15 protein-coding genes are annotated in these 15,086 nt (G+C 69.6%); 7 read left to right on the forward strand and 8 right to left on the reverse strand.

Features of this window, described 5'->3' with window-relative positions; genetic code table 11:
- Window positions 1–7 precede the first annotated feature (7 nt).
- Entirely contained in the window at window positions 8–1,102 is a 1,095-nt protein-coding gene (locus tag AAFN86_RS18185) for a glycosyltransferase family 9 protein (protein ID WP_347544841.1), read from the forward strand.
- Window positions 1,103–1,219: 117 nt separating this feature from the next.
- On the opposite strand, the gene AAFN86_RS18190 is transcribed toward AAFN86_RS18185, so the two are convergent.
- The 3 genes from AAFN86_RS18190 to AAFN86_RS18200 all read right to left on the reverse strand — a co-directional run bounded on the left by AAFN86_RS18190 (window position 1,220) and on the right by AAFN86_RS18200 (window position 4,537).
- Window positions 1,220–2,227, reverse strand: coding sequence for a hypothetical protein (locus tag AAFN86_RS18190; protein ID WP_347544842.1), 1,008 nt, complete (start codon window positions 2,225–2,227; stop codon window positions 1,220–1,222).
- Between the two features lie 115 nt (window positions 2,228–2,342).
- On the reverse strand, window positions 2,343–3,545 hold the full coding sequence (locus AAFN86_RS18195; RefSeq protein ID WP_347544844.1) for a mandelate racemase/muconate lactonizing enzyme family protein: 1,203 nt from the start codon (window positions 3,543–3,545) through the stop codon (window positions 2,343–2,345).
- Window positions 3,542–4,537, reverse strand: coding sequence for a tripartite tricarboxylate transporter substrate binding protein (locus tag AAFN86_RS18200; RefSeq protein WP_347544846.1), 996 nt, complete (start codon window positions 4,535–4,537; stop codon window positions 3,542–3,544). The genes AAFN86_RS18195 and AAFN86_RS18200 overlap by 4 nt, the downstream gene beginning before the upstream one ends.
- A gap of 48 nt (window positions 4,538–4,585) precedes the next feature.
- Here AAFN86_RS18200 and AAFN86_RS18205 point away from each other — a divergent pair, with 48 nt between their 5' ends.
- The 6 genes from AAFN86_RS18205 (at window position 4,586) to glp (ending at window position 10,487) form a co-directional block, all read left to right on the forward strand.
- Window positions 4,586–5,983 (forward strand): hypothetical protein, encoded by a 1,398-nt coding sequence (locus AAFN86_RS18205; protein ID WP_347544847.1) that lies wholly within the window; start codon window positions 4,586–4,588, stop codon window positions 5,981–5,983.
- Window positions 5,984–6,333: 350 nt separating this feature from the next.
- The gene (locus AAFN86_RS18210) at window positions 6,334–6,933 is read left to right on the forward strand and encodes an aminodeoxychorismate/anthranilate synthase component II (RefSeq protein WP_347544848.1); all 600 of its coding nucleotides are present in this window, start codon (window positions 6,334–6,336) and stop codon (window positions 6,931–6,933) included.
- A 4-nt stretch (window positions 6,934–6,937) separates the two neighbouring features.
- On the forward strand, window positions 6,938–7,963 hold the full coding sequence (gene trpD / locus AAFN86_RS18215; RefSeq protein WP_347544849.1) for an anthranilate phosphoribosyltransferase: 1,026 nt from the start codon (window positions 6,938–6,940) through the stop codon (window positions 7,961–7,963).
- The gene (gene trpC / locus AAFN86_RS18220; RefSeq protein ID WP_347544851.1) at window positions 7,960–8,799 is read left to right on the forward strand and encodes an indole-3-glycerol phosphate synthase TrpC; all 840 of its coding nucleotides are present in this window, start codon (window positions 7,960–7,962) and stop codon (window positions 8,797–8,799) included. The genes trpD and trpC overlap by 4 nt, the downstream gene beginning before the upstream one ends.
- 10 nt (window positions 8,800–8,809) lie before the next feature.
- Entirely contained in the window at window positions 8,810–9,280 is a 471-nt protein-coding gene (moaC, locus tag AAFN86_RS18225; protein WP_347544852.1) for a cyclic pyranopterin monophosphate synthase MoaC, read from the forward strand.
- A 1-nt stretch (window position 9,281) separates the two neighbouring features.
- Window positions 9,282–10,487 (forward strand): gephyrin-like molybdotransferase Glp, encoded by a 1,206-nt coding sequence (glp, locus tag AAFN86_RS18230; RefSeq protein WP_347544942.1) that lies wholly within the window; start codon window positions 9,282–9,284, stop codon window positions 10,485–10,487.
- A 184-nt stretch (window positions 10,488–10,671) separates the two neighbouring features.
- On the opposite strand, the gene AAFN86_RS18235 is transcribed toward glp, so the two are convergent.
- The 5 genes from AAFN86_RS18235 to AAFN86_RS18255 all read right to left on the reverse strand — a co-directional run bounded on the left by AAFN86_RS18235 (window position 10,672) and on the right by AAFN86_RS18255 (window position 15,015).
- Complete coding sequence (locus AAFN86_RS18235) at window positions 10,672–11,178, reverse strand: hypothetical protein (protein ID WP_347544853.1); 507 nt, start codon at window positions 11,176–11,178, stop codon at window positions 10,672–10,674.
- A gap of 96 nt (window positions 11,179–11,274) precedes the next feature.
- Window positions 11,275–12,111, reverse strand: a complete 837-nt coding sequence (locus AAFN86_RS18240) for an RNA methyltransferase (protein ID WP_347544854.1) — start codon at window positions 12,109–12,111, stop codon at window positions 11,275–11,277.
- Entirely contained in the window at window positions 12,108–12,464 is a 357-nt protein-coding gene (locus tag AAFN86_RS18245) for a DUF305 domain-containing protein (protein WP_347544856.1), read from the reverse strand. Before AAFN86_RS18245 ends, AAFN86_RS18240 begins: the two co-directional genes overlap by 4 nt.
- A 61-nt stretch (window positions 12,465–12,525) precedes the next feature.
- Window positions 12,526–13,950, reverse strand: coding sequence for a cysteine--tRNA ligase (gene cysS, locus AAFN86_RS18250; protein WP_347544857.1), 1,425 nt, complete (start codon window positions 13,948–13,950; stop codon window positions 12,526–12,528).
- Window positions 13,951–14,241: 291 nt separating this feature from the next.
- Window positions 14,242–15,015 carry a hypothetical protein gene (locus AAFN86_RS18255; RefSeq protein WP_347544859.1) on the reverse strand — a complete coding sequence of 258 codons (774 nt, stop codon included), beginning with the start codon at window positions 15,013–15,015 and terminating at the stop codon, window positions 14,242–14,244.
- Between the last annotated feature and the right edge of the window lie 71 nt (window positions 15,016–15,086).

Raw genomic sequence — 15,086 nt, forward strand, 5'->3', positions numbered from 1 at the left:
GTGCCGCGTGGCGGCAACGCCTGACCTCGCCGCGCTGCTGTCGCTGATCGAGGAAGCACGCTTCCGCGGCCAGGCGCTGGAGGCGGCGGCGGCGCTGCGCAGCCTGTCAACCATGGCGCCGGGCGATGCGGCGGTGCGCGCCGCCCTCGCCCGCGCCCTGTTCCAGGCCGGGCTGTGGAACGAGGCGTGGGACGCCTACGAGGTCCGCTTCGACCTGCTGCCCTCCGCCTTCCCGCGGGTGACCCGTCCAGGTCCGGATGGCCCGCTGCCGATGCCGATCTGGCGCGGCGACGGCCGGCCCGAGGCGATACTGGTGATGGGCGAACAGGGCCTTGGCGACACCATCCAGTTTGCGCGCTACCTGCCGCTGCTGGTGGCGCGGGGCATCCGGGTGCATGCGGTGCTCGACCCACGGCTGCACAGGCTGCTGGCGCCGGTGACCGAGGGGTTGGACCTGCGATCCAGCGGCACGCCGGGCACCGTCGCCGGGGTGACCGCATGGCTGCCTCTGCTGAACCTGCCGCGGGCGCTGGGGCTGACGCCGCAACAGTATCGCGGACGGGTGCCCTATCTGGCGGTGGACCGCGAACGCCGCGCGCGGATGCGCGCGCGCATCGGCGAGCACGGGTTGCGCATCGGCATCGTCTGGCAGGGCAATCCGGCCGCGCCGGTCGATGCGAACCGGTCGGCGCCGCTGGCCGCCTTCGCGCCGATCGCGGCGATTCCCGGCGTGCGGCTGTTCGCCTTGCAGAAGGGACCCGGGGAGGACCAGCAAGCCCCCTTCCCGCTTGACCGGCTGGGACCGGAACTGGATGGCGGGCCGGATTGGTTCCTCGACACGGCAGCGGCGATCGAGGCTCTGGACCTGGTCGTCACCGTCGATACCGCGGTGCTGCATCTGGCCGGCGCGCTCGGTCGGCCGGTGCTGATGCTGACCCATGGGCGGCATATGGATTGGCGCTGGCTGAACGCGGCGGATGTGCCGGTGTGGTACCCTTCCATGCGGCTGGTACGCTGCCCGGACGGGACGGCGGATTGGCAGGCGGCGGCGGGACGGGCGGCGCTGCTGATCCGAACCGGGAATCTGCCGCCGGCCGTGTGACGTCGGCGGCCCGGGCCGTGATGGATGCGCCGCTGCCAGCGGCATTGGACCCGCTGCCCGGCATTCCAGGCCATTGAAGGCAGGCCGGTGGACCGGCGCTTCCCCGCGCCGGCACTGTCACAGGGCGTGGCGGATGATCGTGCCAAGCCGTTCGAGGAAGGTCTCCCACCTCATGTCGTCGCGCGTCAGGAAGTGCTGCAGGATCCGGTCCCTGTGTTGCTGCATCTGACCGACATTCCGCGGGTTCATCAGCCAGGCCATGCGACGCGTCATCTCGTCGCGCAGGGCGGGATCGTAAGACCACACCGATTCCACGAAGCCGTAGCCACCCCACCATTCCTCGTGGCCGGCGATGACGAAGCCCTGCACCAGATACTCGATCATGTTGATCGGGCCGGATTCCGAGAAGGAGCCCGAGAAGATGACGTTGTACCTCTCGACCAGCGCGGCCATGGCCTGCGGGTCGTTCTTGTCGACGGTATCGACGACGTCGAAGTGCTGATCGCGGACCAGGCCCAGGCCCTCGAGAATGGTGATGGCCTCGGCCGAGTTCTTTCTCCAGCCGGCATGGTAGACCATCATCCGGTGCTGCTGCGAATTCCACAACCGCTTGCGGTTCAGGAACAGCTTCGGGATCCTGCGGAAGCGCTGATGGTCGATCGGGTGCGGCGTGTAGCCAATGTTGCCGTTGCAGGCCCGCGACAGCCAAGCGGCATGTGACGCTGCCCGCGCCTCATTCGCCCGGAGGCGGCCCAGCGCCACGTCATTCGTCATGACGATCAGGCCGACTGCGTTGTCGACCAGCGAGTGGAGCGCGGCGATGTCGTCCACCTGCACCGTGAGCCCATGGATATCGGCGGTGGCCTGCGTCCAACGCTCCGGAATCAGGGTGTCATTCTCGACGCCGATGATGCGCGCGCCGGACCGATAGTTGCGGTTCGGCAGGCAGGTGACGACAAGGTCCGTCGGACCAGCCGGAATATCGCTGTCCCAGCCAACGAACTCGACGCCCAGCCGGCCGAACCGCGACCGCAGCCCATGATAGACATGATGCGACAGCTGGGCATGCCACCGGCAATCCTGGAGATAGTCATCAGGAGTTCGGGGAAACGAGACGTAGATCAAGCGGCTCCCCTCCGGCCGGATTGCGGCGCGGCTGATCGCACCCCGATCCATGCCGCCGCGCCGCGGCCCGGTGAGAGGTAGTGACCGCGCCGTATCCCATGGTCCCCCATCGCATTCACATGCCGGTCACGCGCAGTATGGCGTCTTCCCGCTGCGCCACGTCCGGCAGCAGCTTCGCCCCCAGCCCCGGCCCTGCCATCGGCAGAACCCAGCCCTGTTCGACGCGCGGCAGCACCGTCACCAGGTCGCGATACCAGGTTGCCAGTGTCGCCCGCACCACTTCCTGGAACATCGCGGTGGGGGCGTGCATCGCGAGGTGCACGGACGCGATCAGCGTGATCGGGCCGGTGCAGTCATGGGGTGCGACCGGCCGCGCCCAGGCTTCCGCGAGCGCGGCGATCTTGCGCGCCTCGGTCAGCCCGCCGCACCAGGCGAGATCCAGCATGACGATATCCGTCGCCCCGGCCACCAGCAGGTCGCGAAAAGCGACCTTGCCGCCCAGCGTCTCGCTCGCGCAGATCGGGGTGCGCACGGCGCGACGCAGTTCGGCGAGCGAGGCCACGTCGTCCATCTTCGCGATCGGATCTTCCGCCCAGGTGATGTTGAAGTCCTCGAGCGCCCGGCAGATCGACAGCGCCGCCGGGTAGGACCACAGCGAGTGCAGTTCCGCCATGATCTCCATGCGGTCGCCCACCGCGCGGCGGATCTTGGCGAAGGGCTCCAGCCCCTTCTTGAGATCCGACAACGTGATCGACACGCCCTGCGTCGCCGGGGCGTAGATGTCGAACGGCCAGATCTTCATCGCGTTGAAGCCTTCTGACAGAAGGCTTTCGGCCAGCACCCCGGCGTCGCGCATGAAGGCGACCTGGTCGTCATACGGCCCGCGCGCTTCATCCGCCGCGCCGATGTCGCGCCGCTGCGCGGACTTCGTGTTGTAGTCGTAGCCGGCACAGGTGTTGTAGCTGCGGACCTTGTCGCGCGACCTGCCACCCATCGCCTCATGCACCGGCACGCCATGGCGCTGGCCCTTGAGGTCCCACAGCGCGATGTCGATGGCCGACGCCGCGCGCACCTCGGCGGATGATCCGCCGAAGCCGACATAGGGCGTGAGAAGCGCGCGGGAGATCGGCTCGATGTCGCGGGAATCGCGGCCGATCAGCATCGGCGCCACGCTTTCGTGAATCACCGCCTCGACCGCCGCCGCACCGCGGAAGGCCTCGCCCAGGCCGGTCAGGCCTTCGTCGGTGGTGACCTCCGCCCAGATCAGGTTGGGGCGTTCGCCGATGCGGATGGTGCGGATGGATGTGATGCGGCTCATTCGGCGCGGATTCCCTGCTTGCGGACAACCTCGGCCCAGCGGGCGGCCTCGGCGCGGACATGGGTGCCCATCTGGTCGGGCGTGCCACCCAGCGGCGTCGCCCCCAGTTCAGCCATGCGGGCGCGCACAGCCGGGTCCTGAAGCGCGCGGCCGAAGGCGGCGTTCAGCGCGGCGATGGCGGCCGGCGGCGTGCGCGCAGGCGCCATGAAGCCGAACCATGAATCGATCGCCATGCCCTGCACGCCCTGTTCGGCGAAGGTCGGGACATCCGGCAATTCGGGGATGCGGCTGTCGCTGACGGCGGCGAGCGCGCGCACCGAGCCGCCGCGGATATGCGGCAGGATCGACGGCAGGTTGTCGAAGAACACATCGACACGGCCGGCGACGAGGTCGGTGATCGCCGGGCCCGATCCGCGATAGGGGACATGCGTCATCTCGATGCCTGTGATGGAACGCAGCAGCTCGGGGCCCAGGTGGTTCGACGCGCCGACGCCGGATGACGCGAAGGTGAGAGGCTGCCGTCGCGCCAGGGCGATGAATTCCTGGACGTTTTGCGCCGGCAGGTCGCGCCGCACCGTCATCACGTTGCGCACCGCCCCGGTCAGGATGACGGGGGCGAAGTCGTTGAGCAGGTCGTAGCCCGGATTGGCGTAGAGCGCGGGATTGGCGCCGCAGGGGCCGAAGGCGCATTGCACCAGGGTGGAGCCGTCCGCCGCGCTGCGCGCCGCCTCGGCCATGCCGATGTTGCCGCCGGCGCCGCCGCGGTTTTCCACCACCGCGCCGCGTGGCAGATGAGCGGACGCGGCTTCGGCCAGCACGCGGGCGACGATGTCGCTCGACCCGCCGGGGGTAAAGGGCACGATGATGCGCACCGGGCGGTCCGGCAGGTCCGCCGCACGCGCCGGCAGCGGGCTGGCCAGCGCGAGCAGTCCAGCGAGGCCAAACGCCCGCAGCACCGCCGCGCCAGCCCCGCCCGTTGTGGTCGGTCGCATTCCGCCCGAATATGCCGATGCCATCATTTCCTCCTGTAAGGTCCGTGCGTGCAGCGACATTGCGTCTTCACCAGCGCCGGGGACCGCAATGCCGTCCGGCACTGGCTGCCACCCGGCGGTGATCGGACCTTCGACCTGCTCGTTGCCTTCTACGGCGACGACGATACGCGATTCGCCGAATTGCGCGAGGTCGCGACCCGCGCCTGGCGCATCAAGGGCGGCAAGATGCAGAACCTGCACGCCCTGGTTCAGGCCGGCGAGATCGACCTGTCCGCCTACAGCCACGTCTGGGTGCCCGATGACGACGTGCAGATCGACCCGGCGGACATCCCGCGCCTGTTCGCCCTGGCGGCCGCCTATGATCTCTGGGTGAGCCAGCCCGCCTTTGTCGCCGCCAGCCGCGTGTCCTGGCCGGTGACCAGGGTGGCGGAGACGCGCAACCAGATCCGCCTGACCAGTTTCGTCGAGGTGACCTGCCCGCTGTTCCGCCGGGACAAGCTGGAAACCTTCCTCGCCGCCTATGATGGCAGCCTGGTCGGCTGGGGCATCGACTGGTGGTTCGCCCATGAACTCGGCGCCGCCTGGTCGGGCCGCTTCGCGGTGATGGACGCGATCACCGCCTGCAACCCCCAGACCGGGACCAAGCCCGGGCGCTTCCGCGAGATCGACCGCCTGCAGCCCCCCGAGGAGCGTCGCGCCGCCTGGATCGCCCTGCGCGAGGCGCGCGGCATTCGCATGGCCAAGGCGGAAACCCTGGCGACGCTGCCGCTGCCACCGGGCTGGCGTGCCTCCGGCCCGGCCGCGCCGGCGGCCACCGCCAAGCCACCGCAAAAGCCGGTCTTCGGCCGGCTGGCCATGACATCCGCCGAGGCCGAGGCCTTCCGAACCGCCCTTGCCCGCCCGCTCGACTGCTACCTGGAATGGGGCCTCGGCGGGTCTACGCGCGCGGCGCTGCAGTCCACCGCGCGCCGCATCATCTCGGTCGAAAGCGACCAGGCCTGGATCGCCGAGGCCAAGGCCGATCCCGAAGTGCAGGCCGCCGAGGCCGGGGGGCGGCTGACCATCCTGCATGGCGATGTCGGGCCCACCGGCCCGTGGGGCCGGCCCAAGGGCGGCAATGCCGCAAGCTGGGCCCCCTATATCGACACGCCGCTGGAGGCGCTGCGCGCCGAAGGCGCCTGGCCGGGCCTGGTCCTGGTCGATGGGCGTTTCCGCGTCGCCTGTGCCCTGGCCATCGCGTGGGAGGTGGCGCGCCGGCCCGACCTGACGCCGCCGGCGATGCTGCTGCACGATGTCGGGCCCGAGCGCCCCCATTACGGACCGATCTTCGAAGCCTGGGAAACCGAGGCAAGCACCGGGACGCTGCATCTGCTGCGCCTGCGCCCGGGGTTGGAAGCCGCGCCGCTGGAGCGGCAGGTCGCGACCTTCATGGGCGACGTGCGCTGATCCCGACGATCGCCCGTGGCGATCGTCGGCGTTTTGGCGCGCCCCTCAGGCGGCGGGCGCGACCCATCCGGGCCGCTGGACTTCGTGCCCTGGACTGGCGCGGCGAACGGGGTTGTCGGTCTGGGCAGTGTCGCGGCGCGCTCCCGGATCGAGGCATTGCCTCGACCCGTTGGTGCTCGACCCTCAGGCGACTGGTGCGTTGAGCAGGGCTGCCGGTCGCGGTCGGGCGCTGCGGCGCGGCGGCGAAACCGGCTGTCACGCCAGGCGATCCCGCCTTGGAACGAAGGCGCCGGGGCTTCCACGCACCACCCGACTTGATTTCGGCGGCCAGCGGGGCCAACGATCCGCCCATGATCCTCCTGATCGACAACTACGACAGCTTCACCTTCAACCTCTTCCATTTCCTGGGTGACCTCGGGGCCCAGGTGGAAGTGCGGCGGAACGACGCGATCGATCCGCAGGGGGTGCTCGCCATGAAGCCGGAGGCGGTGGTCCTGTCCCCAGGCCCCTGCACGCCGAACGAAGCCGGCATCTGCCTGCCGCTGATCAGCCTCGCCGCCGAGGTGAGGCTCCCGGTGCTTGGCGTCTGCCTGGGCCACCAGGCCATCGGGCAAGCATTCGGCGGCCAGGTGGTGCGCGCGCCCGAACCCGTCCATGGCAAGGTCTGGCAGGTCCATCACGATGGGCGGGACGTCTTCGCCGGCATCCCCTCCCCGTTTGCCGCCACGCGGTATCACTCGCTGATCGTCGACCGCGCGACCATGCCGGACTGCCTCGAGGTCACCGCCTGGACGGAGGACGGCATCGCCATGGGGCTGAAGCACCGGGAGTTGCCGATCTCGGGCGTGCAGTTCCATCCCGAAAGCATCGCCTCCGCCCATGGTCACGACCTGCTGCGCAACTTCCTGACGCTTGCCGGTGCCCGCATGGCCGCCCCTGCCGCGGCCTGACCGGATGTCGCTCAAACCGATCCTGGCGCGATTGGCCAATGCCGAGCGCCTCGCGGAAGCCGAGGCCGAGGAAGCCTTCGGCATCATCATGGCCGGCGAGGCCACCCCCGCGCAGATCGCCGGCCTGCTGATGGCGATGCGCGTGCGCGGCGAGACGGTGGCGGAGATGACCGGCGCCGTGCGGGCGATGCGCGCCCGCATGGTGGCGATCGCCGCACCGCCCGACGCGATGGACATCGTCGGCACCGGCGGGGATGCGGCGGGAACGCTCAACATCTCGACCGCGACGGCCATGGTCGTCGCCGGTTGCGGCGTGCCGGTCGCTAAGCATGGCAATCGCGCGCTGTCGTCCAAATCCGGCGCGGCGGATGCGATCTCCGCACTGGGCATTTCGCTCGATGTGCCGATCGATCGCCTGCCCGCGGTGCTGGCGGAGGCCGGCATGGTCTTCCTGATGGCGCCGCGCCACCACGCATCCATGCGCCATGCCGCCGGGCCGCGGGTGGAACTGGGCACGCGGACCATCTTCAACCTGCTGGGGCCGATGGCCAATCCCGCCGGGGTGAAGCGACAGATGACCGGCGCCTTCGCCCCCGAATGGCTGCGCCCGATGGCCGAGGCGCTGGGCCGGCTGGGCAGCGAGCGCGCCTGGCTGGTGCATGGCCAGGGGCTCGATGAACTGACGCTGGCCGGCGAAAGCCAGGTGGTGGCGCTCGAACCCGATGGCAGCCTGCGCGAATTCACCATCTCACCCGAGGATGCCGGCCTGCCCCGTGCGCCCGCCACGGCGCTGAAGGGCGGCGATCCGGCGCAGAACGCCGTCGCACTGGAAGCCCTGCTGAACGGCGCGCCCGGCGCCTATCGCGACGTGGTGGTGCTGAACGCCGCCGCCGCGCTGATCGTCGCCGGACGCACGGCAGACCTGCGTGAAGGTGCGGCCATCGCCGCCAAGGCCATAGACGATGGCGCGGCTCTTGGCGTACTCACCCGCCTCCGCGCCGCCTGCCCCCCCAAGGACGCCGCCGCATGAACGCGCCCGTTATCGTCACCCCCCCTGCCGAGGCAAGCTCGGTTCCCGACGTGCTGGTCCGCATCCTCGCCGACAAGGAGAAGGAGGTGGCCGAGCGCATGGCCGCCACCCCCCAGGCCGAGATCGAGCGGGCCGCCGCCCATGCCCCGAAGCTGCGCGACTTCATCGGTGCGCTGTGCCATCGCATCGGCGAGGGCCGCACCGGGCTGATTGCCGAGATCAAGCGCGCCTCGCCCTCGGGCGGGCTGATCCGCGATCCCTTCGACCCGCCGGCGCTGGCCCGGGCCTATGAGGCCGGCGGCGCGGCGTGCCTGTCGATCCTGACCGACGGGCCGTATTTCCAAGGCCGGCGGGAGGATCTGGAAGCGGCGCGGACCGCCTGTTCCCTGCCGGTGCTGCGCAAGGACTTCATGATCCACCCCTGGCAGGTCTTCGAGGCCCGCGCGATGGGCGCGGATGCCATCCTGCTGATCATGTCCGCGCTGTCCGACGAACGCGCCAGCGAGTTGGAGGACATCGCCCGGTCGCTCGACATGGCGGTGCTGGCCGAGGTGCATGACCGGCGCGAGCTGGATCGCGCCCTGGGCCTGGAAACGCGCCTGATCGGCATCAACAACCGCGACCTGCGCACGCTGCAGACGGACATCGCGCTGACCGAGGCGTTGGCCCCGCTGGTCCCGGCCGACCGCCTGCCGGTCGCCGAAAGCGGCATCCGCGCGCCGGACGATGTGCGGCGGATGGCGATGGCCGGGGCGCATTGCATCCTGGTGGGCGAGCACCTGATGCGCCAGCCGGACGTGACCATCGCCGCGCGCACCCTGGTGGACGCGCGCTGAGCGCATCGCCATGGCGCTGACCCATTTCGACGCCGCCGGCCGCGCGGCGATGGTCGATGTCTCGGCCAAGGACGAGACATCGCGCACAGCGACCGCGCGCGGGCGGATCGTGATGCAACCGGCCACGTTGGCGCTGATCCGCGAGGGTCGCGCCGGCAAGGGGGACGTGCTGGGCGTGGCGCGCATCGCCGGCATCATGGCGGCGAAGAAGACGTCGGAGCTGATCCCGCTGTGCCACCCGCTGATGATCTCGAAGGTCACGGTCGATCTTGAGCCGGAGGGTGAGAACGCGGTCGCCATCGAGGCGACTGTGGCGCTGAACGGGCGCACCGGCGTCGAGATGGAGGCGCTGACCGCGGTCACCGTCGCCGCGCTGACCGTCTACGACATGGTCAAGGCCGTCGATCGCGGCATGCGGATCGAGGATGTCCGCCTGGTCCACAAGGCCGGTGGCAAGTCGGGCGAGTTCCATGGCGGATGACCTGCTGCCGGTCGATGAGGCGCGTGCGCGTATCCTCGCCGGGTTGACGCCCACCGCGCCGGAAACCGTAGCGCTGGCCGAAGGCGCGGGGCGTGTCCTGGCGCGCGGCGTCACTGCGCGGCTGACGCAGCCGCCGGCGGATGTCTCGGCGATGGATGGCTACGCGGTACGCGCGGCCGATGCCACCGAGGGCGCGGGCCTGGCGGTGATCGGGTCGGCCCCGGCCGGGCGGCCCTTCGGCGGGACCGTCGGCCCCGGCCAGGCGGTGCGGATCTTCACCGGCGGCTTCGTGCCCGCCGGCGCCGACGCGATCCTGCTGCAGGAGGACGCGACGGCCTCAGGCGACGCCGTGCGCGTCAATGAAACGGTCACGGCCGGCCGGCATATCCGCCGGCGGGGCCTCGATTTCAGCGAGGGCACCGAGGTGCTGCCGGCGGGGCGACGGCTGACGGCGCGCGACATCGGCCTCGCCGCCGCATCGAACAACCCGTGGCTTGCCGTGCATCGCAAGCCGCGCATCGGCATCCTGGCGACGGGCGACGAAATCGCCCTGCCCGGCGACCCGATCCCGCCCGGCGGCATCGTATCGTCCAACGCCCATGCGCTGGCCGCGCTGGTGCGGGCGTCCGGCGGCGACCCGGTGGTGCTGCCCATCGCCCCCGACGACACCCGCGCGATCGCCGAGGTCGCCGCGACCGCCCAGGCCTTCGACCTGCTGGTGACCACCGGCGGGGCCAGCGTGGGGGACCATGACCTCATCCAGGAGGCGCTGGGCGGCGAGGGCTTCGCGCTCGGCTTCTGGAAGATCGCCATGCGGCCGGGCAAGCCGCTGATCTGGGGCAGGCTGGGGCGGACGCCGGTGATGGGGCTGCCGGGCAATCCGGTCAGCGCGCTGGTCTGCGGCGTGGTGTTCCTGATCCCGGCCATCGCCAGGCTGTCCGGCCTACCGGGTGCGGCGGTGCCGACGCGGCGCGTGGTGACGCAGGTGGCGCTGGCGCAGAATGACCGGCGGGCGGATCACCTGCGGGCGACGCTGTCCGTCGATCGCGATGGGCGGATGCTGGTCACGCCCGCGGCAGCGCAGGATTCGTCGATGCTGGCGACGCTTGCGCGGGCGGATGCGCTGGTGCTGCGCCCGCCTTTCGCACCGGCCGTGCCGGCCGGGACGGAGGTCGAGGTGATCGTCCTGGCGGAGCTCAGCGTATAGAGCAGATCGCGTTCGGATGGACTCATCTGGACGCGTGAAGATGCTCTCAAAACATTGGGCTGGAGCATGTGGCGCGAGCGCATGCGAACGCAGCATGCTCCAGGACGGATGCGTTCGCCCGAGCGTACCGGCCCCGTTCGGCGGCCCTGCATTCCCGGACACCGCCATCCGGCCTGGCGACGGCTCAACTGCCTGTCGGCAGGTTCTCGTCGTAGATCCAGTGGCCGCTCCGCGCAGGGGCGACCGTTTCGTGGCGCGCGGTGTCCTTCTGCCAGTTCTGAACCCGCAGTTTCTGCGAACCGAGTTCGACGAAGATGTCCAGCGGGTCGTTGAAGCGGCAGACATTGGCGTAAGGCACGGCTGCGAGCTTCGGTTGGCTGGCGATGACCGTATCGCAGACGCCGCGCCAATCGTGGTGGCCGATGAAGATCACCTGCTGGACAGGATCGGGCGTCCAGTCGAGCATTCGCCCCAGCATTTCGGTGAGGCTCAGCGCCTCGCCAAATCCGCCGGATGCCGCCGTCAGGGAGACATGGCCGCCGGTCGCCTTGCCGCCGGCATGCAGGAATACGACCGCGACACAGCTGTCCACATGCGGGAAGACGATCGTGTCGTTTCCGTCTGCGACGACGATGTCCATCATCTCGTTGCGGAAGGCGAGCGCGCATTCGAGGCAAACGACGTCCACCATGGGGTGCTCCGGGCTCGGTGCTGAGGCCGGACCGGCTATACAACTTTTGCGCGCAAAACTCCGTGAACAATCCCGTGTGATATGAACGCCGCGGGGTCAGCCCTCCGAAGGGGATCGCGCCCAGGGTGATTGCGGATCGTCGCGCTCGGGCCGGCCGCGCCGCATGCGCCCGCGCGAGAGTTCCGTCACCACGCCGTGCAGGGTGCGCAGTTCCTGCTCGGTGACCTCACCGCGCTGGAACCAGTGGCGCAGGTTGCGCACCATGCCCGGGCGCTTCTCGGCGGTGTCGAGGAAGCCCGTCGCATCCAGCTCACCGACCAGGCGGTTGAGGAAGATCTCCAGCTCACCCTTGGTGGCGATGCGCGTCTCATTGGTCATCAGTGCGCGCGGGGGCGTGGCTTCGGCCGCCGTCCACCATTCATAGGCGAGGATCATCACCGCCTGGGCGAGATTGAGCGACATGTGCTCGGGGTTGAGCGGGTAGCGGACCAGCGTGTCGGCGCAGGCCATGTCCTCGTTCTCAAGCCCCGCGCGTTCGGGGCCGAACAGCACGGCGGAACGCAGGTTGCGCGCGGCGAGCGAACGCAGATCCTCTGCCGCGGCACGGGCGGTCAGGACAGGGATGACGATGTGGCGCGGCCGCGGACAGGTGGCCAGCACCCGGTGGCAATCGGCGACGGCCTCGGGAACGCTGCCGAACACCGTCGCCGCATCCAGGATGGCATCCGCGCCCGACGCGGAGGGATAGGCATCGGGCTGCGGCCAGCCGTCGCGCGGGGCGACGATGCGCATATGGAACAGGCCGCCATTGGCCATGGCACGCGCGGTGGTGCCGATGTTGCGCGCCATCTGCGGGCGCACCAGGACCACGATGGGGCTTTCGCCCGAAGGCGGCGTGAGCGTCGCGCGCCCGTCCCTGCGCCCGCCGGTCATCGCGGGGCGGTGCGGGCGAGATAGGCGCGCAGCTGCGCGATCTCGGCCGTCTGGGCCTGGATGACGGCCTGGGCCAGGGCGCGCATCTCGGGGTCGGTGCCGTGGCGCAGCACGGTATTCGCCATGTCGATCGCACCCTGGTGGTGAGGGATCATGCCGGCGGCGAAGTCGCGGTCGGCATTGCCGGTGAAGGCGATCGCCATGTCGCGGTGCATGCGGTCGTTGGCCGCGATGAATTCGCGGGTCGAGGCGGGTTCCTGCGCCGCCGGCGCGGGCGCGCCGTGGCCCGCATACTGGGCGGCGGCGGGCAGTGCGATCAGGACGATGGCGGCGGCGAGGATCAGGCGGTTCATGATGGTGGCTCCCGGTTGGTCGTGACCGGGCGAGGTGATCAGGCTTCCCATGGCGTCAAGGTCAAGCGCGGCGCCAGGTGGTGCCGGCGGGGCCGTCCTCCAGCAGGATGCCCTGGGCAGTGAGGTCGTCGCGGATGCGGTCGGCCTCGGCCCAGTTCTTGGCTTTGCGGGCGGCGAGGCGGGCGGCGATGGCGGCCTCGACGGCGGCCGCGTCATCGGCTCCGCCCTGGCGCCAGGCAGCCGGGTCGCCGGTGGCGACGCCGAGGATAGCGGCGGCCTCGCGGAAGGCGGCGGCGGCCGTGCCGGGCGCGGGCGGCGTCGACAGGCCGGCGCGTTCCATCGCGACCGCCGGAGACCCGCCCACCGTCACCGCGTTCTCCAGCGTGCGCAAGTCGCGCAGGCGCGCGAGGGCCAGCGGCGAGTTCAGGTCATCGAGCAGCGGGGCTACTGCCCATTCGGTCAGTTGCGCCGCAGCATTGCCACCGGGCGCAGCCGGCGCGCGGGACAGCATGGCGTAGTGGTCGTCGAGCTCCGCCTTGGCTTCCTGCAATCCCTCGATCGTGAAGTCGAGCGACTGGCGGTAATGCGTGCGCAGCAGCAGCAGACGGAACGCCTCCCCGGCCCAGGCGCCCTCAGCGAGGATGTCGCGCACGGTGCGGAAATTGCCGAGCGACTTCGACATCTTCTCCCCATCCACGAGCAGCATGCCGTTGTGCATCCAGTAATGCGCGAAGGCATGGCCGGGGAATGCGCAGACGGATTGCGCGACCTCGTTCTCATGGTGCGGGAAGATCAGGTCGTGGCCGCCGCCATGGATGTCGAATTCCTCGCCGAGATGCTGCCAGGACATGGCGGAGCATTCGATGTGCCAGCCCGGACGGCCACGGCCCCAGGGGCTGTCCCAACCCGGCGTGTTCTCGTCCGAGGGCTTCCACAGCACAAAGTCGCCAGCATCACGCTTGTAGGGCGCGACGTCGATGCGCGCGCCGGCCAGCAGATCGTCGGGCGAGCGGCCCGACAGCTTCCCGTAGTCGGCGAAGGACGGCACGGAAAACAGCACATGGCCATCCGCCGCATAGGCGTGGCCATTGGCGACCAGGCGCTCGATCAGCGCGATCATCGCCGGGATGTGGCCGGTGGCACGCGGTTCGACATCAGGCGGCAGTGCGTTCAGCGCTGCCATGTCCCGGTGGAAGTCTTCCGTGGTGCGGGCGGTGATGGCGGCGATGGATTCGCCGGATTCGCGCGACCGCGCGTTGATCTTGTCGTCCACGTCGGTGATGTTCCGAACGTAGGTCACGCGCGGGTAGAGCCGGCGCAGCAGGCGTGCCAGCACGTCGAACACCACGACCGGGCGGGCATTGCCCAGATGCGCGAGGTCATAGACCGTCGGACCGCAGACGTAGAGCCGGACATGGCTGGGGTCGATCGGCACGAAAAGGCGCTTCGTGCGCGCGGCGCTGTCGTGGATGAGGAGGTCTGTCATGGCGGTGTCCGGCGGATCAAGGGGCGGTCGTGCAGGCGCGCGGGGATGGTTCTTCCCCGGTTGGGCGGTTCAGCGACAGAGCGCGCGCACGAAGGGCCTGGACACGGACATGAGATAGCTTTTGCGCCGATCGGCCATCCCGTTCAAGGGTCCTCCTTCATGGGCAGAGTGGCGAGTTCACGATCCGGCCTGACGGCCTGTCGCTGGTCGATCTCAACCCGCACGGCATCGGCCCTCGGCGATGGGAGACACGATCATGGCCCCGGCTCGACATGGTCTGCCCTGGCGGCGTCACCCCCGGTTCTGAAGAAGTCTCGCGCGACCTGCTTTCCGTTTTTGCCGCTGACGAATCAGGGTCGCACACGAAAAGGCCACAGCAAGGACTACGCCGCCCAGCCACAGGTAGAGATTTCGGCAGATGCTGAACGCTTCCGGCCTTTCAAGCCGTCGAGTTTCGAGGAAGGTTCCTGCGAGCATGTCGACGCTTCCGCACGCATCGAGAGTCGTCACCACAAACAGCATCCCAAGCGCCGCCCATAGGCCGATGGTGGGCCACATGGCGATGAAGGCGAGCGCCAAGCATCTGGAAATGTAAATCGCATCCCACTCGACCGCTTGGCACACGACCACGCCGTGCCGCAGCCATATCTCCGTGGATTGGCGGCGCGCGTCAGGCAACAGATCAAACAACCGGTTGGCCACCACGACATAGGCTAAGAACCAGAGAAGGGCGGGAATGACACCGACGATTAACAGGGCCACCATGGTAGTGCGGTCGCCCGGTGGCATGACCAACGGAAGACTATTTGCAGCAGCCACAAGCGCCGTAAACAGTGGGACGAGCGACTGCACCAAGGCGCTTATCCAGCATTTTACTGTCGCCCACCGCAGATATTGGTCCTTGGTCTTCGCATCCGGCAGAAGGTAAAGCCGCGGCTCCTGTTTGCCGGAGATTGGCGTTTGAACGAGCCAAGTGCCATCCGGCTGCGGCGTACAGAGGCTTTCCACCCAAGCCCGCAGGGGCCAACGCATGAAGCCATTGGCAGTCAGGCTGGGAACGGTCATGCATCCGGCTCGCGTTTTACCGAATTGATGACCGGCGACGCGGGATTTGCAAGCAGCGCGATACAAATCCG

The sequence above is a fragment of the Roseomonas sp. CAU 1739 genome, from assembly GCF_039839775.1.
In the GTDB taxonomy this organism is placed as follows: Bacteria; Pseudomonadota; Alphaproteobacteria; order Acetobacterales; family Acetobacteraceae; genus Neoroseomonas.